This is a genomic window from Streptomyces sp. NPDC032940, assembly GCF_040636935.1.
In the GTDB taxonomy this organism is placed as follows: domain Bacteria; phylum Actinomycetota; class Actinomycetes; order Streptomycetales; family Streptomycetaceae; genus Streptomyces.
On the sequence record NZ_JBEZVJ010000009.1, the window covers coordinates 17,519 to 36,907 of the forward strand.

A 19,389-nucleotide genomic window follows, 5' to 3' on the forward strand; every position below is an offset into this window, starting at 1 on the left:
GCGCATGAACATGGGTGGGAAGGACGGCAGATGACAGTGGATGACAACCGGCGGACGGGCACGTCCCCCGACGGGCTGAGTACGGGGACGGGCACGGGCCCCGACTCGCTCGTGGCCGCCTGGAAGACACGCGTGGCGAGGAACCCGGACGGCACAGCGCTCCGATTCTTCGACGGCGCTCTGTCCGCGCAGGAGGTGGACGCGGCGTCGGACGCCCTGGCTGCCGCGTTCGAGGCCCGCGGAACCGGCCGGGGTGATCGCGTCGGCGTGTACCTGCAGAACATCCCGCAGTACGCGCTGGTGCTGCTGGCCCTGTGGAAGCTGGGGGCCACGGCACTGGGGCTCAATCCGATGTATCGGCGTCAGGAGTTGCGCCGGATCATCGACGACTCCGGGGCAGTCGGGGTCGTCTGTGCGGACTCGGACGTCCACGAAACGCTCGGCACGCTGGCGGGAAGCACGGTCCGATGGCTGGTCAGCACGTCGGCACTGGACTACCAGTCGAGGAACGATCCGCGGGTCTTCATGACGACGGAGCGCCACGCTCCGGCACCGGACGGCGACCTGGTGGCCCTGATCGGCGAGTTCGAGGGCCGCAGCCCCTCACCCGTGGAGCTGACCCGCGACGACGTCGCGTTCCTGACGTACACCTCGGGAACGACAGGGCCGCCGAAGGGTGCCATGAACACCCACAGCAACGTCCTGAGCGTGGTGGCGACGTGCGCGTCGTGGATGGGTGTGAGCGAAGGGGACGTCGTGCTCGCCGTCGCCCCGCTGTTCCACATCACGGGCGCGGTGGTCAACGCGACGATCTCCCTGCTCACCGACACCACGCTCGTCCTCACGGGCCGGTTCCATCCCGCAGTCGCCCTGGACGCCTTCGCCGAGCACCGGGTGACCTACACCATCGGCTCCATCACCGCGTACAACGCCCTCTACGAGCTGCCGCAGGCCAGGCCGGAGCACTTCGCGTCGGTGAAGGCCCTGTACTCAGGCGGCGCACCGATCCCCCCGGCCACGGTCGAGCGGTTCCAGGAGCGATTCGGCGTCTACCTCCACAACGGCTACGGGATGACCGAGACGACGTCCGCCGTCATCGCCGTGCCTCCGGGGGACAGTGCCCCCGTGCATCTGCCGAGCGGCACGCTCTCCATCGGCAAGCCCCTGCCGCACCTCACCGCGCGCGTCGTGGACCCGCACGGTGACCCGGTGCCGAGCGGGGAACAAGGCGAACTGGAGTTGAGCGGGCCGCAGGTGGTGCCCGGTTACTGGGACAAGCCCGAGGCCACCCGCCAGACGATGCCGGAGGGCCGGCTCCGTACCGGTGACGTCGCCGTCATCGACGAGCAGGGCTGGGTTTACCTGGTGGACCGGCTCAAGGACCAGATCAACGTGTCCGGGTACAAGGTCTGGCCACGTGAGGTCGAGGACGCGTTGTACGAGCACCCGGCGGTGCTGGAGGCAGCCGTCGTCGGGCAGCCGGACGCGTACCGCGGCGAGACCGTCGTCGCCTACGTCTCGCTCAAGGCGGGCCTGCACGCCACGGCAGAGGAGCTGATCGCCTTCGCCCGGGATCGTCTGGCCGCCTACAAGTGTCCCCGCGAGGTCCATTTCCTCGCCGACCTGCCCAAGACGCAGAGCGGCAAGATCCGGCGTGCCGAACTGCGCCGCATCGACGTCGCCGGGCCGATACCACCCTCCAAGGACTGATCGTTGAGCGCGAACCACACCAACCAGGGGCGATTCTCGGGCCACATCGCCATCGTGACCGGAGCGAGCCGGGGTATCGGCCTCGCCGTCGCCGAGCGGCTCGTCACCGAAGGGGCGCGCGTGTGCATCACCGCGCGCAAGGGCGGACCGCTCGAAGAGGCCGCCGCTGCTCTTCCCCGGAGCAGCGTCATCACCGTCGCCGGCAAGGCGGACGACCCCGAGCACCGCCGCGAAGTCTTCGACAGCGTCGCGCGCGAGTTCGGCGCACTGGACATCCTGGTGAACAACGCGGGCATCAATCCGGCGTACGGTCCCGTCGTCGGCCTGGACCTCGATGTCGCCCGCAAGGTGCTGGAGGTCAACGTCCTCGCCACCCTCGCCTGGGTGCAGGACGCCGTGGCCCACCCGAAGCTCGGATTCACCGAACGCCGAGGCACCGTCGTGAACCTCTCCTCGGTGACCGGAGAGACCCCCGCGCCCGGCATCGGCCTGTACGGCGTGAGCAAGGCGGCGGTGTCCCACCTGACCAGGACCCTGGCAGTCGAGCTCGGCCCGGACATCCGTGTCAACGCGGTGGCACCCGCCGTGGTCAAGACCCGGTTCGCCGAAGCCCTGTACGAGGGCAAGGAAACCGAGGTGGCCGCCGCCTACCCCCTGCGGCGTCTGGGCGTGCCCTCCGACATCGCCTCCGCCGTGGCGTACCTGGCCTCGGAGGACTCCTCCTGGGTCACCGGCCACATCCTCACCGTCGACGGCGGCCTCACGGTCGCCGGCGGTACCGCGTGACGACCGCGCCCATCCGACAAAGGACAACCATGACTTTCCCTCACCTTCCGCCGGAGATCGCGGAGCTGCGTGAGCGTACTCGCCGGTTCATTCGCGAGGTCGTCATCGACGCCGAGCCCGCACCGGGCGGACGCCTCGACCGGACCGCCCGTGACCGCCTGCAGGCCGCGGCGAAGGAGGCCGGTGTCTTCGCACCGCTCGTGCCGACGGAGTACGGCGGGCGGGGCCTGCTCATCGAGCACTGGTCACCGATCCTGCAGGAGGCCGGCTACTCGCCGATCGGTCCCGTGGCGCTCAACTGCATGGCACCCGACGAGGGGAACATGCACATGCTCAACCTGATCGCGACCGTGAGGCAGAAGGAGCGCTATCTCGCGCCTCTGGCGGCGGGGGACGTCCGGTCGTGCTTCGGCATGACCGAGCCACACCCCGGAGCGGGGTCCGACCCGGCGGCGCTGCGGACCACAGCCGTGCGCGCCGACGGCGGCTGGATCATCGACGGCCACAAGCGGTTCACCAGCGGGGCTGTCGGTGCCGGGTTCTGCATCGTGATGGCGCGGACGCCGGCCGTCGACGGCTCCCCCGAAGGGGCCACCATGTTCCTCGTCGACATGACGAACTCCGGTATCCGGGTCGGCGAGGCGATCCACACCGTCGACCGCTCCATCGACGGCGGTCACCCGCACCTCCACCTGGAGGACTGCTTCGTCGCCGACGACGCGGTGCTCGGCGAGGTGGGGCTGGGATTCCGGTACGCGCAGGTACGGCTCGGACCCGCACGTCTCACACACTGCATGCGGTGGTTGGGGCTGGCGCGGCGGGCGCACGACATCGCGCTGGACCGGGCCGCGCGGCGTGAACTGTTCGGCGGCCCGATCGACTCGCTCGGCCTGGCACAGCACCTCATCGCCGAGTCGGTGATCGACATCGAGACCTCCGATGCGATCGTCGACAAGACCGCGGCTCTGCTGCACAGTGACCCGAAGGCGGGTTCGGCGATGTCGTCGGTGGCAAAGGTGCACTGCTCGGAGGCGGTCTTCCGGGTGGTTGACCGTGCCGTCCAGATCTGCGGAGGGGACGGGGTCTCCGACGGGCTTCCACTGGCGCAGTACCTCAACGAGGTCCGCCCGTTCCGGATCTACGACGGCTCCAACGAGACCCACCGGTGGGCCATCGCCCGCCGGGCATCGGCCGGCCGCAGCGCAGCGGTCCAGGCCGGTGAGCGGTACCGGGGCGACGCTGTCGTGGGCCGGAACGGAGGCTCGTGATGCACACCGTCCCCGACGGCGTGGAGGTCGTCGCAAGCTGGGACGGGGCCCGTCACCTCGACAGCCCTCCACTCCTGGTCCTCGACGCGGTCACCGGCTTCCTCGACACACACGGCATCGGCAGCGGTCCGCTCGCGTGGCAGCGCATCGGCGACGGCCACTCCAACATCACCTACCTGCTCCAGCGAGGCAGTGAGTGCGTCGTACTACGCCGTGGACCGCGCCCGCCGTTGCCCAAATCGACGCACGACATGATGCGCGAGGCCCGTGTCCAGAAAATCCTTGGCAGCCACGGAGTGCCGGTGCCGGAGATCATCGCGGTATGCGAGGACGAGTCGCTTCTGGGGGTGCCATTCTACCTCATGTCCAGGCTCGACGGCATCGTCATCACCGACACGATCCCGCCCCGTCTTTCCCCCGCCGAACAGCGCCGGGCCACCAGCGAGGCGGTCGTCGACACCCTCGCCGCCCTGCACGGCATCGACGTGACCGGAGCGGAACTCGCCTCCCTGGGCTTCCCCGAGGGGTATCTCCGGCGCCAGGTCGACAGATTCCACGGGTTGTGGGAGGTCAACACCACACGCAGCCTGCCCGCGGTGGAGCGCGTCGGGGACTGGCTCGGCCGTAACCTCCCGCCGAGCCAGGCGGCATCGGTGGTGCACGGCGACTACCGCATGGGCAACCTCATGTTCGCACCCCAGGCGCCGGCCAGGGTCCTCGCGATCCTGGATTGGGAAATGGCCACGCTCGGTGACCCGCTCGCGGACCTGGGCTACCTCACCGCCACCTACTCCGAGGCCGGCAGCCCTGCCACCCCGCTCGAGCTCACCCGGGTGACCCGGTCGCCCGGCTACCTCACCCGGCGCCAACTGGCAGAGCGCTACGAGTCCCGAACGGGCCTTAATCTGACCCCGCTGCCCTGGTACCAGACCCTCGCACTGTGGAAGGCAGCGATCTTCTGCGAGGCCATCTACACCCGCTGGCAGCGTGGGGAGCGCCCCCACGACAAGACCTTCGGGCCGTCGCTCGAAACGGGTGTCCCTCGACTGCTGGAGCAGGCGGGGCGATACGCCGGCCTGACGGCGACCACTCGCCGCTGACACCCGCCGCGTCCCGGTACAGCCGCCCGACTCCAACGCTCGTCCTCAACGGCTGCGACCGTCTCCACGACCCCTCGCGCCGTGTCCGTCTTCCCTTTTCTTCAGAGAGAGATCTCGTGCCCTCCGCTTCCTCCCGGCATTCCCCCCGTGACACACGAGTGCTGGTCACTGTCAACGCGCTGCCGCTCGCCGTCGGTGTCGTGCTCTCCTGCTCCACGACCCTCGGTGAGATCTCCGTGTACGGACGTCTCACCCTCGGCATGGCGTGGGCGCTCTCGCAGCTCGTCGTCCTCGTCGGCGGGACGTGGTGGTACGAGAGCCGGGCCGCGTCCTCGTGCGAGCCGGCCCCGGCGACGACCGCTGCCTCTCGTTCGGTCGGGGGCACGTGGTGACGACGTTCCTCCTGAGCGTCGGCTCGCCCGACCTCATCGGCTCCGCCGCGAGGGGCGCGGTGATCACCGCCTTCTTCGTCTTCATCGGCCTCTGCCTCCTGTGGGTCTTCACCCTCGCCACTCAGGACGACGATCCGGAACGCCTCTACGTCGCCGGCCGGTCTCTCCCGCCCGTCTTCAACGGCGTCGCGATGGCGGGGGAACAGATCACGGTCGTCATCCTGGTCTCGTTGCCGGGAGCGATCGCCCTCTTCGGCTACGACGGTGTCTCGACCGCCGTCGACAGTGCCCTCGCACTCGGTGTCTTCCTGCTCCTCGCCTCCAGGATTCGCGCGACCCGCCGCTACACCCTCGGTGAGCTGTTCGCCCTGCGTGCTGAAGGGCCGGGACCGCGGATCGCCGGTGCGGTGGTGACGCTGTGCATCGCCGTACCCCTGCTCATGGTCCAACTGCGGGCCGGCGGCATCACCGCCACTCTTCTGATCGGCATGCCGACCGAGACGGCCCAGGTGGTGTGCACGGTACTGATGGGATTCCTCATCACATGCTTCGCAGGAGTGGCCGATCTGCGCGGCACCAGTTTCATACAGGTCGCCAAGGTTCCCATAGCCCTGGCGACGCTCGCCGCACTCACCCTGCTGGCGCTCCGCCTGCTCGACTGGAGTCCTGAATCGCTGTTGTCGGCCGCCATGGACAAGAGCATGTCGCCGGATGACTACCTCAGCCCCGGGCTGTGGGCGCACACCGCCGACTTCGGTCCGCTCGGCACGATCAGCGACCACATCGTCGTCATCCTCGGCACCGCGATGATGCCCCACCTGCTCCTGCGGGTCAGCGCCAGTCGGGACGTGTCCGCCGCGCGACGCTCATTGAGCGTCGCCGTAGGGCTGACCGGCCTTTTCTACCTGCTCCTGATCACAGCCGGTGTCGCCGCTGCCGCGGTGGTGGGCAGCGGACAGATCGGGGTCGTCGACGTGAAGGGACAGGGAGCCCCGATCCTCCTGGCATCGGAGGTCCTCCCCCACCACTCCACGGGCCGGATCGTGGTCATCGTCCTCGTGGCCTGTGTCGCCTTCCTCGCCGTCCTCACAGCCGTGGCGAGCGTGACCTTCGCCGCCGCCGTCTCCGTGGCCCGCGACCTGTTCGGGCAGAAGGGCCGCTCCAGGATCGGCATCGGAGAGCTGGCCATCACGCGACTGTCCGTTGTCGCGCTCTGTGCCGTCAGCCTTCTCCTCGCCACCGCCCTGTACCGCTACCCCATTGAATTCCTCCTCGCCTTCTCGCTGAGTCTCGCGGCCACCTGTGTGTTCCCCGCACTCGTCTACTCCTTCCTGTGGACCGGCTTCAACCGCCGAGGGCTGCTGTGGCTCGTCTACGGAGGGCTGTCCCTCTGCACACTCCTGACCCTTGCCTCCCCGGCTGTGTCCGGGACGAAGTACGCGCTGTTGCCGGACCAGGACTTCAACCTGGTCCCGCTTCACACCCCCGGGCTGATCTCCGTCCCGGCAGCCTTCCTCCTCGGATGGCTCGGCAGCGCGCGACCGTGGGAAAGGGCCGCACGAGCCCGGCGCACGGCGTTGAGGGAGGCACGGAGTCAGTGACACGCCCTGACTCCTGACTCGACAACCGTGGGAGAGCGGCGGTGCGACCGGCGTGTGCATCGTGCACCGGGCCCGAGCGAGGCAGGTGCTCGCTGTCGTTCTCGCCGGCGGTCGTGGGTGGTGAAAGTAGCGCCACCAGCCACAGGAACAGCAAGGACGTCGAGGGAGAGAAGGCACATGACGACACAGAAGCAGCGCCAGCCCCTGCCGTCGGTGGAGACTGACACGCCGACGGACGAGATCCTCAAGCTCCTGACCCGCGACGGAGGCGTCATCGTCAGGAACTTCCTGACGAACGAGCAGATGAACCGCTTCAACGCCGAGATCGAGCCGCCGATGCAGGCGCTTCGCCCAGGCTCGACCCACGAGAACGAAATGGTGGCCGCGTTCCACGGCAGCAACACCAAGCGCCTCACCAACCTGGTCACGCACAGCGCCACGTTCCGCAGCGAGATCCTCGAACACTCCCTGGTCCACGAGGTCTGCGACCGGATCTTCCTCCCGGAGTCGGGCACGTACTGGATGACCACCGCGCAGGTGATCGAGATCGGCCCCCGCAGCCAGGCGCAGATGCTGCACCGGGACCTGGAGAACTGGTTCCCTTTCATCGGGATGGGGCCCGACGGTCCGGAGGTCACCCTCAACTTCCTGATCGCCCTGACCGACTTCACGGAGGAGAACGGCGCCACCCGAGTCATCCCCGGGAGCAACCACTGGAGCGACTTCGAGGATCGCGGAACTCCTGAGCAGACAGTTTCAGCGATCATGAACGCCGGAGACGCCCTTCTGTTCAGCGGCAAGACCGCGCACGGTGGCGGCGCGAACCAGACCAGCGACGAGTACCGGCGGGCTGTGGCCTTCGCCCTCAATCCGGGCTTCCTCACCGGCGAAGAGGCGTACCCCTTCCTGATCGACATGGAGCTCGCCAGAACGCTTTCGCCCCGTGTCCAACGCATCCTCGGGTTCCGGTCCCAGTACCCGACGGGCTCTCCTGGCCTGTGGCAGGTCGACTACGCCGACCTGGGCGACTACCTCGCACTCTGAGAGCCGACCCGATCGACTCACGTGCCCTGGCCAGCTGCCTCTGCCGATTGGATGGATGGGCCCAAAGGGCTCGCGCAGCGTCGCAGCGAGGCACGGGGCTCACCACGGAAGGCAGGGACCGTGCTGCCGTCAAGTGCGGCTCTCACCGAATGCTGTGCGCTCGGCGGGACCGCACGCGAGGGCGAGCAGTTTCCGCCAGTCGACAGGGGGCGCTGTGGGTGGTGCGCCGGGGGGGTCGCGTGGCAGCAACACCCGTAGCGCGCGGGGCCGTACCGAGCACACGACCGGTGTGCGCAACCACAGCGCCTCCCCGTCGACCGCCACCGGAATCCGCGTCTCCTCCCCGCCCATCGTCACGGGGAGTTGCGGTTCCCCGGCCGTCACCTCGACCCGCCGCGCGGTCATCACGGCGAGCCCCGGCGCCTGTGAGCCCCACAGGGCCAGCTGTGCCGCCTGTGCCGCGTTCTCCACCCTGATCCCGATCACACCCAGCTCACCGTCGTCGAGCACGGGCCGGCGCCCGCCGCCGCTCAGCTCGTCGGCCGAGACGTACGGGTTGTTGCTGATCAGCAGTGCCTGCTGGTCCGCGAGCCGGGTACCGTCCGCCCACGCGTCGATCCGTCCCGCGCCCTCCCCGGCCAGCAGATCCGGCAGCAGCTTCAGGGCGGTGCCCGTCTTGTCGTCGCGGTACTCGGGGCTCTGCACGATGTCCGCGTACACGCCGAAGGACACCGTGTTGACGAAGGGACGGCCGGAGACGTCGCCGAGATCGACCCGGATCACCTCGCCGTCGGTCAAGGCATCGAGGCAGCGGGCCGGGTCGGCGCGGTCGAGGCCGAGATCCATGGCGAAGTGATTGCGAGTGCCCGCGGAGATCACGAGGAACGGCAGTCCGTGTTCGGCGGCGACGGCCGCGACCAGTGCCTGAGTACCGTCGCCACCGGCGACACCGAGCAGGTCGGCACCGTCTTCCACGGCCTCTCGGGCCAGTCCGCCCACGTCGACCGGGGCTGACGGGTCCAGCAGGATCACCCGCGCGCCCAGTCGCTCCGCCCGCTTCACGAGGTCGAAGCGGGCGACCTTGCCACCGCCCGACTTCGGATTCATGATCAGCACCGCCCGCCTCGGCGGACGTGCGCGTACGGGCCGCTGCGACCGGGGCGGCCGCGCTCGGTGCAGCGCCGTGCGGCCGCAGGTCACCGCCGTCGCCCAGCACAGGCTGGAGATCAACGCGATCAGCCACAGACCGCTCCGCGCATAGAACACGAGCACTCCGGCCGGCGCCCCGACGGCCACGAACGCGCCGAGCAGCCGCACGAGACCGCGCCGGGCCACGAGCCACCAGATGCCTGCGGCGCAGACCACGAGCCCGAGGATCCCGGCCATGACCACGAGCAGTCCGCCCCCGCTCAGCGCGAGCAGCAGCACTGCCACGGCGGCGGTTGCCGCCGCCACGGCGAACCACGCGAGCAGCCGGGCTGCCAGCCCGGCCCGCGGCCGTGCCTTTCGTGTCCTGTCTATGGCCGTCTCCTGAAGGGGCTCTGATCCGTTCTGCCTCACCAGCCTGGCCCAGCGCCCCTGGCCGAGTGCGTCCCGGACGCCCGTACGGGTGAGCCGGTCAGTCGAGCGCGTCGAACCCCGGCGCGAGACAGCTGAGGGGCTGGCCCCCACTGACGAGGGGCGTACGTCAAGGGCTTCCCGTACATTCACACTATGGGAACCGACGTCGATGCGTTCCTTGGTCAGCTGGCCCGCCACCTCAGGACACAGGTGGAGAAGCTGGCCGGCCTGCTGCTCCAGCGCCTGAACGGCGAACTCCCCGAGCTGCGGGAGGAGAGGGAGATCGCGGCTCTGACCTTGGAGGAGACGGCCCAGCACGTCACCACCATTCTGGATCTCCTGGAGCACCAACCTGACGTGAGCGCGTCGAAGGCACCTTCGGTCGTCTTGGAAGTAGGTCGTCTCTACGCCCGGCGAGGGATCCCGGTGAGCAGACTCCTGCGTGGCTACCGGCTCGGCCACCTCAGCCTGCTCGAAATGGTCCAGGCCGAAGCTCCCCGCCTCACCAGCGACTGGCACATGATCCACCTGGCCGCGATGAGGCTGATCACGATCGGCTTCGACTACGTGGACCGATCCTCGGAGGAGGTCGTCGCCGCCTACCAGGAGGAGCGCGACCATCTCCTCCAGCGCCGACTCGCCCTCACCAACAGGGCGAGCAAGCGGATCGGGACCACGCTCGACGTCACCCGCACCGCACAGGAGTTGACGGAGGTGTGCACCGAGGAATTCGCCGATCTCGTCACCGTCGACCTCTTCGACTCCGCCCTCGACGAAACGGGCACGGGTTCACCGGAAGCCCTGACGCAGCGCCGAGTCGCCCAGCGCTCCGTCCTCGACGGCTGTCCGGAGTCCCTGCTCCGCATCGGTGAGGCCCACTCCTACCCCGACGACTCGGAACCGGCTCGCACACTGGCCACCGGAAGATCCGTCCTGCACCGCGTCGGAAGGGCCGGGATGCCCATGTGGATGGCTCCGTCCGAGTCCCACAGTCAGGCGTTGCGCGCCCTCGGCCTCCACTCGGTTCTCCTCGTAGCGCTGCACGCCCGTGGGGAGACACTGGGCCTGGTGCAGTTCTCACGCCACCGCACCTCGGTCCCCTTCGACGACGACGACCTCCTGCTGGCGCAGGAGATCGTCTCCAGGGCAGCGGTGTCCATCGACAACGCCCGCCGGTACACCCGTGAGCGCTCCACCGCGCTCGCTCTCCAGCGAACCCTGCTGCCGCGACACACGGTGAAACAGTCGGCCGTCGAAGCGGCCTCGCGATACCTGCCCGCCGGGTCCCGCGCGGGTGTGGGCGGTGACTGGTACGACGTGATTCCGCTGTGCGGGGCCCGCGTCGCGCTCGTCGTCGGCGACGTCGTCGGACGCGGCCTGCACGCCGCCGCCACCATGGGCCGACTCCGCACAGCCGTCCGCGCCTTCGCCGATATCGACCTCATGCCCGATGAGCTGCTCACGCATCTGGACGACGTGGTCATCCGGATGCAGCGCGAGGAGTCACGGGACGAGGGTGAGACCAGCGCCACCTGCCTGTACGCGATCTACGACCCTGTCTCCCGTCTGTGCTCCGTCGCCAGTGCCGGCCATGTACCTCCGACCGTGGTGACCCCCTCGACCACCGGCGAGGACACCCGGACCTCCAACGTGGTCAAGCTGCCTGAGGTGTCTGTCGGACCGCCCCTCGGCCTGGGCGGACTGCCCTTCGAGACGACCGAGTTCGAACTGCGGGAGGGCAGCCTGCTGGTGCTGCACACCGATGGGCTGATCGCCGATCGCACGCGTGACGTAGATGTCGCACTCACCACACTGCACGATGTCCTCACCTCGGCGCCGGAGTCGCTGGAGGAGACCTGCGACCAGCTGCTGGCCGCACTGCTGCCCAGCCGACCCGTCGATGACGTCGCTCTGCTGATTGCCCGGACCCGAGCCCTCGATCCCGACCATGTCGCAGCGATCAACCTGCCGTCCGATCCAGCAGCCGTTTCCGGAGCCCGCCGCTTCGCGTCCGACGTACTGGCGGCCTGGGGGCTGGAGGAGATGTCGTTCACCACCGAGCTGGCCGTCAGCGAACTGGTGACGAACGCGATCCGCTACGGCAAGAGCCCCATCCAGCTGCGACTGATCCTCCAGTCGACGCTCACCTGCGAGGTCTCCGACGCCAGCAGCACGGCCCCGCATCTGCGCCGCGCCCGGATCTTCGACGAAGGCGGCCGGGGCCTGCTGTTGGTGGCCCAGCTCACCGATCGCTGGGGCGCACGACACGGTCGTGAGGGAAAAGTCATCTGGGCCGAGCAGGCTCTCCCCGCCACCGGCGGGTCCGACCACTGAGCGAACGAAACACCGTTCGCACCTCAAGGGCGAGGGCGTGTGACCAGGGCGTTCGCCCCGGCCGGTGGCAGAGCCCTCGATCGGACCGACTTGATCGATCGACTAAGTCGATATAGTGGGCGTATGGCTCATGTTTCCGCGGCGGAGCGCCGCCCTCAGTTGATCAAGGCGGCCATCGACCTCATGACCCGGGAGGGCGTCGCCGCGGGAAGCACCCGTGCCATCGCCGCGGAGCTCGGCGTCGCACAGGCCACCGTCCACTACACCTTCGGCACGAAGGAGGATCTCTACCGGGCGGTGATGGACCAGATCACCGACGAGCTGGTCGCGCAGGTGCAGCGGGCGGCGCCGGAGGACGCGGGCTTCGAGAAGACCTTCAGCGCCCTGGCGGGGGCCTTGTGGAGCACCGTGCGTGAGCCGACGTCGCACCAGCAGCTGCTCACTGAACTGACCATGTTCGCCCTGCGTGTGCCCGGGCTCAACGAGGCGCGGCAGAGTCACTATCAGCGGGTCATCGAGGTGACCGCACAGGTGATCGCCGAAACGGCGGACAGGGCGGGACAGAGACTGGCCGTGCCCCCGGAAACAGTGGCTCGGTTCTTCCTCTCCGGCTTCGACGGACTCACCATGCAGGTCCTGCTGAGTGTGCCGGACGAGGACACGGAGCGGACGGGCCTGAGGGCACTCGTGGCCGCGACCGTGGCGCTGGCCAAGGGGAGCCTCGACCTCCCGGACGTGCCGACGGCCTGACACGACGTGAAGACGGTTGGGGGCGCACCTTCCAGGTGCGCCCCCAACCGTCTCTGCCTACTCGTGAGACTCAGCCGGCCCAGACGTCCTCGACGTAGCGCCCGGACTCGACGAGCGCCGCGAGCCACGCCACGGCCTGCTCATCGCTCGCACCGGTCCTTTCACGGTAGAGCGCCATGAACGCTTCCCGGACGGCCGGTGCCATACGGCGGCCGTCGCCGCAGATGTAGACGCGTCCGTCGGACTCCAGGACCGACCACACCTCCTCGCTCTCGCGGGCGATGCGCTCCTGGACGAAGCGGGCGCCGTTCTCGGGCGCGTGCATGAAGGTGGGGCGCATGCTGACTGCGCCGGCCGCCTCGGCTGCCTCGAATTCCTCCCGGTGGAGGAAGTCCACGTCGGGATGGTCGCAGCCGAAGTAGCAGAGCAGGGTCCCGGTCGAGCCGGCGTGGTGGCGGTCGAGGACCGCGCCGCGGAAGGGCGCGAGACCGGTACCCGCGCTGATCAGGATCACCGGTACGGAGGTGCCCTCGGGGAGGCGGAAGGACTCGCTGCACGGCAGGACCCGCGCCTGGATCACGTCGCCCGCGTTCACCGTCTGCAGGAAGTGCGAGGCGATGCCCCGGAAGGTGCCCTCCCCCGACCGGTGGGGCGCCGCGAGGAGCGACACCATCAGGTCGGCCTCGCCGGGCCGGGCCGCGGCGGACGACGAGATCGAGTAGTGCCGGGGGCGCAGCACCGGCAGCAGCTCCAGGAAGCGTTCGAAGGGCAGTTCGCACGCGCGGTAGCGCTCCACGAGGTCCAGGACGCTGAGCCCCGCGACGGTCACCTGCTCCCGGAAGGTCTCGGCATCGGCGGTGGCGAAGACGGTGAGCGGCTGCTTCTCGGGCGGGCAGGAAGTGTGCTCGGCGAGCACGGCGACCTGCTCCTGGGTGGCCGGGTCCTGCAGCTCGACGAAGTCGGTGAGCAGGCGGCGCAGGGTCAGCGGCCGGTCGACCGGCAGCGCGCCCCGGCTCCGACGGCGGGCGCGCAGCCGGACCGTGCGGTCCAGGTCGACGCCGAAGCGGTCGGCGACACGCTGGACGAGGGCCTCGGGATTGCTGGGCAGGACGGCCAGGTGATCAGCGGTGCGGTAGCTGACGCCCTCGGGCAGACGGAGCCGCAGGAACCGCTTGGAGCGTCCGAGTTCGTGGTCGGTGTCGACGAGTTCGTACGCTTCGAGGACCTCCATCGGCTGGACGCCGTGGCGCTCGGCGAGACCGCCGAGGACCGACTCCGAGGTGTCCTCCAGCTCGTACAGCCCTTCTGCTTCCGCCCTCGGTGCGGTGCCTGCCGCTTCGCCGGCGACCGGTGCGCCGTACTCGTCGAGCAGGACCGTCCACAGGTCCGCCGTCCACTGGTCGACCACTCCGCCGAAGTCACCTGATGCGTCGGCGGCGCCGCGCTCCAGAAGCGGGACGGCGCCGGCGGCGGCCAGACGCTCGTCGATCAGGGTGGGGATGCGCTGGTAGGTCGCCGCCCAGTTGCGGTCGCCGACACCGAGGACGGCGTACCGCAGGCCGGCGAGCGAGCCGGGGGCAAGGTTCTCCAGAGCGGCGACGAAATCGGCTGCGTCGTCGGTGGGGCGACCGTTGTAGGAAGCGGCGACGATGACGACGGGGCCCTCGGTTCCGGCCAGCCTTTCCGTGTACTCGTTGAGGGAGGTGACGGACGGGGTGAAGCCCTGCTCCTCGCCGTCGCCGCCGAGGTCGCGGGCGATGCCGGCGCAGGTGCCGAGGTTGGATCCGTGCAGCAGGGTCAGCGCGGTGCCGCTCGCACGGCGCGTCACGGTGGCGGTCCGGCCCGCGACGGGATCCGCCGCCGTCACGGCGGGCAGGCGCCGTTCGTCGCTGGTGCGGCGGGCGAGCCGGAGGCTGAACCCGTCGGGCTTGATGGTCAGCGTCGACTTGATCTTCAGCTGGTAGTCGGTGTGGTCGATCAGACGGTAACGGTGCACCAGCAGGCCCAGCAGCAGGGTGGCCTCATGCAGGGCGAACTGGCGGCCGATGCAGGCCCGCTCGCCGTTGCCGAACGGCTTGAAGGCGTGGACCGAGCGGGCCGCCTCCCGCTCGGGGGTGAAGCGCTCGGGATCGAACAGCTCGACGTTCTCCCCCCAAGCCGCGTCACGGTGAAGGGCCGAGGTGATCACCATCAGCGACTCGCCCTTGCGTACGGGGTACTTGCCGCCGATGACGGTGTCCTCGATCGGCTCGACGGCGAACGCGGGAGCCGTCGGCCACAACCGCAGGCTCTCGTTGAGCACCTGGCGGATGTAGGTGAGCTTGCCGATGTCGCCGTACCCGGGATCCGGGTCGTCGGTGTCACCCCACAGGGCGTCCACCTCGGCCTGGGCCCGGGCGAGCACCTCCGGATGCTTGGTGAGGTAGTAGAGGGCGAAGGAGAGCGCGCTGCTGGTGGTCTCGTGGCCGGCGATCAGGAAGGTGATCACCTGGTGGCGGATGTTGACGTCGTCCAGCAGCTCCCCGGTGGCGGGGTCCTTGGTGTGCAGCATCAGCCCCATCAGGTCATCCGTGCTGGTGTCGCCGGAGGCGCGGCGCTCCTTGATCACGTCGTCGACGAGGTCCGTCATCAGGTCGACGTCCTTGCGGAACTGCTCGACCTTCTTCCTCTTGAACAGCTCGGAGCCCGGGATGGACTCGCCCTTCTCCTGGGCGAAGACGAGAGCTCGGGCCATCGCCTCGACGAACGGATGCAGGTCGTTGCGCCGGAAGGACTGGAAGTCGTAACCGAAGCCGCACAGGCCGATCGTGTCGAAGGTCAGCCGGGTCATCTCGTCGGGGACATCCACCGACTGCACCCCGGCGAGCCGGTCCCATTTCCCGATCAGTGAGCGGGCGACCTTGAGCATGGGGGCGTGGTAGCTGCGCATCGCGCCGAGCGAAAACGCGGGCATCAGGATGTCGTGGGCCTTGCGCCAGTTCGGTTCGTGGTTGTAGGCGGTGAACAGACCGTCCCCGGCCAGGGCCCGAACCTCGACCAGGTCGGCGTGAACGTGCTTGCGGAAGCGGGTCTCGTCCGACAGCTCGGTCACGAGGTCCAGGCCGCCGATCATGACGGTGTCCCTCCCGAAGACCCGCAGCCGGTACACAGGCCCGAACTCCCTGAACTCCTTCAGCAGGTAGGCCAGGAAGTCCGCGCCCGCAGGAACGTTGAACGCGTGGCCTACGAGGGGCAGCGGGGGGCGCTCGGGGATCGCCCGCGTCATACCTACGGACACCTGAGTCATGAGCGTGCCTTTCGTTTCACTCCAGCGGTCACCATTCAATTTACACACGACTTTGTCGAGTGAACATGTCGTGTGACTGTATTGAAGGACACAGTCGGCCGAGGAACCCGGCATCCTGCGAGAACGTCCTGCGGAAGCAGCTTGACAGACGACCTCGTCAACCGACACGGTTAACTGACATGGTCAACCGACCATGTCGTGCGCCAGTGCTGCATGCGCGCTTCTCACCGAGCACATCGAGGTTTCGTATGAACACCATGCTGGCCGGGCGGCTCCGCCTGGACACCCGTACCTTCGCCGTCGAAGAGGTCCCGGTCCCGGTTCCCGGTCCGGGCGAAGTCCTCGTCGAAGTGCGGGCCGCCGGCGTCTGCCTGTCCGACATCCATCTGATCGACGGCAGCCTGAGCCCCTTCTACCCCGTGGACACCGTCAAGGACTCCGGTGCCCTCACCCCCGGCCATGAGGTGGCCGGTGTCGTCCACACCGTCGGCCCCGACGTCAAGGGCAACTGGACTCCCGGCCTGCGCGTCGTACTGCAGGCCGGTCAGGCGTGCGGCGACTGCGCCGACTGCCTGCGCCACATGACCTGCCGCCAGCCTCTGACCCGAGGAGTGGACTACGACGGCGGTTGGGCGCAGTACGCCCTCGCCCGGGAGGACACGCTGCTCCCCATCCCGGACCACCTGCCGTTCGACCAGGCCGCGATCATCCCCGACGCCGTCTCCACCCCGTACGCCGCGATCATCGACACGGGCGCGGTCCGCCCCGCGCAGGCAGTCGGCATCTGGGGAGCCGGAGGTCTCGGCGCCCACGGCATCCGGCTCGCCCGCCTGGCCGGAGCCGCCCCAGTCATCGCTGTCGACCCGCTGGCCTCGGCCCGCGAGCGCGCCCTCCTTTTCGGCGCCGACCACGCGCTGGACCCCACAGCCGGAGACTTCACCGAAGCGGTGCACCAAGCCACGGCAGGCCGGGGCATCGACGTCGCCTTCGACTTCGCCGGCGTCGGAGCGGCCCGCGCCCAGGCCACGACCGTGCTCGGCCCGAACGGCATCCTGGTCCTCGCCGGCCTCACCCCGGAGCCGGTCAGCGTCGCCGACAGCATCGACTTCTGCTTCAACGTCCGGCAGATCCGCGGACACTACGGCTCCGAACCAGAGCACGTCGAACAGCTCGTCGCGCTGGCCGCCGCCGGACGGATCGACCTCGGCCCCTCCGTCAGCGCCCACGTCCCCCTGACCGAAGCCGCGGACGCCGTCGCCCGGCTGGAGAAGAAGGTCGGAGACCCGATCCGCCTCGTACTCACCCCCTGAGCACAGCAGGGTGGAGTCCGGATCACCAGGCGCAACACGGCCGATTCCGCCTCCGCCTCCACCACCGCCCGAAGGTCAGCGACACCCCGGATATTCGGCCACCCCGCGCTGACAGGGCAGCCACTCAAATGCGACGACTACCTGCCCGGCTGTGATCCTTCTCTGTTTTGACATCTTTCGAGGGAACAGAAAGCAGCCGAAGGCGGTGTTCGATTACGAGGTCGGACAGCAAGCACGTTCACGATCGCCGAATTGTTCGAATGAGGCTCGTCAATCGGCGATGCCCCGAACTCAGGAGTCGGTGCATCATGCACTCGCTCCGCTCGAGACAGGTGCACTTTTTTGTTGCAGTCGGACTCCGCAATTGGGACGGTGGAAACGTCGGAACCGCAGCTAAGGGAGGAGCCGGAAGCCGACATAGAAACCATGGATTCGGGTGGCACGTCACCATATCTGGCACGGCCCATAGCATTATCGAATCCCTTACTGACCCGATCACCCAATACATCTCACCATACGCAGACCGCGTGATTGAAGGAGAAAAGCATGTCGAACTCTCTTAAGGGCGGGACCGAGGAAACTGCAGTCGACGTCGTGATCGTCGGTGCCGGCTTCGCCGGCCTGACCGCCGCAGAACGGCTGGTGAATATGGGCGTGTCGGTCTTGGTCGTGGAAGGTCGCGACCGCGTCGGAGGCCGAGCGTTCTCGGGCGAAGTGGCCGGGGTCAAGGTCGACCTCGGGGCGACGTGGGTCGCACGGCGGCACACTGCGATCCGGGACCTCGCGAGCCGGTTGGGGTGCACCACGACCAGTCAGTTCGACGAGGGCCACAACGTCCTGTGGATGGACGGACAGCGCAGCACCTACACCGGCACCTTCCCCGAGGTCTCACCTGAAGCCTTGGAAGACCTGGCCCGTATCCAGATGGCGGTGGCGGAACTGACTTCGACCATCAACGTCGATGCAGCCTGGGAATCCCCGGACGCCGGGCAGCTCGACGCTATCTCGTTCGGAGAATGGCTCGACCAGCAGCAGGCGGCGACGAGCACCCGGGCGCTGATGACGATCCTCACCAAGGTGCAGTGGGGCTGCAGCCCGGGGGACGTCTCTCTGCTGCACGCTTTGCGTTACATTCGCGCTGCCGGGGGCGTGGAGCACATGCTCAGCGTCGAGGACGGTCAGCAAGAGGAGCGAATCACCGAAACGACTCAAGAGATCGCCGTCAGGCTCGCCGAGCGACTCGGCGACAGGGTTGTCGTCGGTGCCCCTGTTCGACGAATCACCCAGGACGACAGCGGCGTCACGGTCAGCACCGACTCGAAATTGATCAACGCCAAGTACGCCATCGTCACTGCCGCCCCCTCGCACCGCGCCGACATCGACTTCGAGCCTGCCCTGCCTGACAAGGCGGAAGGGCTCGCGAAGACGTGGCGTCTGGGCACGCTGAGCAAGGCGTTCGTCGCCTATGAGAAGCCCTTCTGGCGGAGCAGCGGGCTTTCGGGTGAGGCACTGACCGACACCGGGACCGTTTTCATCACCTTCGACGTTTCGCCCGATGACAACGGACCAGGCGTCCTGATGGCCTTCTGCGACCCTCGCGTATTCGACGGTTTCAACTCGGCGGATCGACGTCGCCGGGTGATCGACCAGCTCGTCGAGCTGTACGGCGCTCAGGCGAGCGCCCCCATCGACTACGTGGACCACTGCTGGGGCCCGGCGTCCGAACCGTTCGCCCCGGGAGGGCCGAACCCTGCTGTAGCCCCCTATGCATCCGTCAGTTACGGCAGCGCCCTCACGGAGCCCCACGGGCGCATCCACTGGGCTGGGGTAGAAACCGCCGGCGAGTGGGCCGGAACCATGAACGGCGCCGTGCTTACGGGTCAGCAGACCGCCGAGCGGGTCGCACACCGGCTTGGAAAGCGCGCCGACGCGGGTGCCCAGTAGGCAGCGCTGCGGGGAGCCGATTTCGGCAAGGCCGGACGGGAAGACGTAGCAGACGGCTGCGGCGGTCGGCGAGAACGCCGCCGAATCGGCTCCTGGCAATGCTAGTTAAGGGATGCCCGTGCCTCGGTCTTCAGGCTCCGGAAATGAGCCCAAACGCAACTTGCGCAGCCGCAGGATCGAGGCAGATCGCCGACGTGAACGAATGCGCGACCGGCCCGTGCACCGTGCACCATACCCAGATAAAGCCGGTGCTCAGTGTCGTTCCCACCGCGGCCGTGGCTGGTGACAGTGAGGTACGAGGTAA

Annotated in this window: 13 protein-coding genes; 11 read left to right on the forward strand and 2 right to left on the reverse strand. The window is 68.6% G+C overall.

What is annotated here, in order from left to right:
* The first annotated feature begins 30 nt into the window (after positions 1-30).
* The 7 genes from AB0E77_RS14265 (at position 31) to AB0E77_RS14295 (ending at position 7,901) form a co-directional block, all read left to right on the forward strand.
* Positions 31-1,710 carry an AMP-binding protein gene (locus AB0E77_RS14265; RefSeq protein WP_361569677.1) on the forward strand — a complete coding sequence of 560 codons (1,680 nt, stop codon included), beginning with the start codon at positions 31-33 and terminating at the stop codon, positions 1,708-1,710.
* A 3-nt stretch (positions 1,711-1,713) separates the two neighbouring features.
* Positions 1,714-2,496, forward strand: coding sequence for an SDR family oxidoreductase (locus AB0E77_RS14270; protein ID WP_361569679.1), 783 nt, complete (start codon positions 1,714-1,716; stop codon positions 2,494-2,496).
* 29 nt (positions 2,497-2,525) lie between these two features.
* Positions 2,526-3,764 (forward strand): acyl-CoA dehydrogenase family protein, encoded by a 1,239-nt coding sequence (locus tag AB0E77_RS14275; protein ID WP_361569681.1) that lies wholly within the window; start codon positions 2,526-2,528, stop codon positions 3,762-3,764.
* Positions 3,764-4,864, forward strand: a complete 1,101-nt coding sequence (locus AB0E77_RS14280; RefSeq protein ID WP_361569682.1) for a phosphotransferase family protein — start codon at positions 3,764-3,766, stop codon at positions 4,862-4,864. Before AB0E77_RS14275 ends, AB0E77_RS14280 begins: the two co-directional genes overlap by 1 nt.
* A gap of 158 nt (positions 4,865-5,022) precedes the next feature.
* Positions 5,023-5,256 (forward strand): hypothetical protein, encoded by a 234-nt coding sequence (locus AB0E77_RS14285; protein ID WP_219179076.1) that lies wholly within the window; start codon positions 5,023-5,025, stop codon positions 5,254-5,256.
* The gene (locus AB0E77_RS14290) at positions 5,253-6,857 is read left to right on the forward strand and encodes a transporter (protein WP_361569684.1); all 1,605 of its coding nucleotides are present in this window, start codon (positions 5,253-5,255) and stop codon (positions 6,855-6,857) included. Before AB0E77_RS14285 ends, AB0E77_RS14290 begins: the two co-directional genes overlap by 4 nt.
* A 177-nt stretch (positions 6,858-7,034) precedes the next feature.
* Entirely contained in the window at positions 7,035-7,901 is an 867-nt protein-coding gene (locus AB0E77_RS14295) for a phytanoyl-CoA dioxygenase family protein (RefSeq protein ID WP_361569685.1), read from the forward strand.
* A gap of 129 nt (positions 7,902-8,030) precedes the next feature.
* Here AB0E77_RS14295 and AB0E77_RS14300 read toward each other — a convergent pair whose 3' ends face one another.
* Positions 8,031-9,356 carry a diacylglycerol kinase family protein gene (locus tag AB0E77_RS14300; RefSeq protein ID WP_361569686.1) on the reverse strand — a complete coding sequence of 442 codons (1,326 nt, stop codon included), beginning with the start codon at positions 9,354-9,356 and terminating at the stop codon, positions 8,031-8,033.
* Positions 9,357-9,614: 258 nt separating this feature from the next.
* Between AB0E77_RS14300 and AB0E77_RS14305 the strand changes: the two genes are divergently transcribed.
* Both AB0E77_RS14305 and AB0E77_RS14310 read left to right on the forward strand, forming a co-directional pair.
* Positions 9,615-11,795, forward strand: coding sequence for a SpoIIE family protein phosphatase (locus AB0E77_RS14305; RefSeq protein WP_361569687.1), 2,181 nt, complete (start codon positions 9,615-9,617; stop codon positions 11,793-11,795).
* Between the two features lie 123 nt (positions 11,796-11,918).
* On the forward strand, positions 11,919-12,545 hold the full coding sequence (locus AB0E77_RS14310; protein ID WP_361569689.1) for a TetR/AcrR family transcriptional regulator: 627 nt from the start codon (positions 11,919-11,921) through the stop codon (positions 12,543-12,545).
* A gap of 70 nt (positions 12,546-12,615) precedes the next feature.
* Here the strand turns inward: AB0E77_RS14310 and AB0E77_RS14315 are convergent, their stop codons facing one another.
* Positions 12,616-15,831, reverse strand: a complete 3,216-nt coding sequence (locus AB0E77_RS14315) for a cytochrome P450 (RefSeq protein WP_361569690.1) — start codon at positions 15,829-15,831, stop codon at positions 12,616-12,618.
* Between the two features lie 248 nt (positions 15,832-16,079).
* Here AB0E77_RS14315 and AB0E77_RS14320 point away from each other — a divergent pair, with 248 nt between their 5' ends.
* Both AB0E77_RS14320 and AB0E77_RS14325 read left to right on the forward strand, forming a co-directional pair.
* Positions 16,080-17,141 carry a zinc-binding dehydrogenase gene (locus AB0E77_RS14320; RefSeq protein WP_217245092.1) on the forward strand — a complete coding sequence of 354 codons (1,062 nt, stop codon included), beginning with the start codon at positions 16,080-16,082 and terminating at the stop codon, positions 17,139-17,141.
* Between the two features lie 546 nt (positions 17,142-17,687).
* Positions 17,688-19,085 carry a flavin monoamine oxidase family protein gene (locus AB0E77_RS14325; RefSeq protein ID WP_361569692.1) on the forward strand — a complete coding sequence of 466 codons (1,398 nt, stop codon included), beginning with the start codon at positions 17,688-17,690 and terminating at the stop codon, positions 19,083-19,085.
* Positions 19,086-19,389 lie beyond the last annotated feature (304 nt).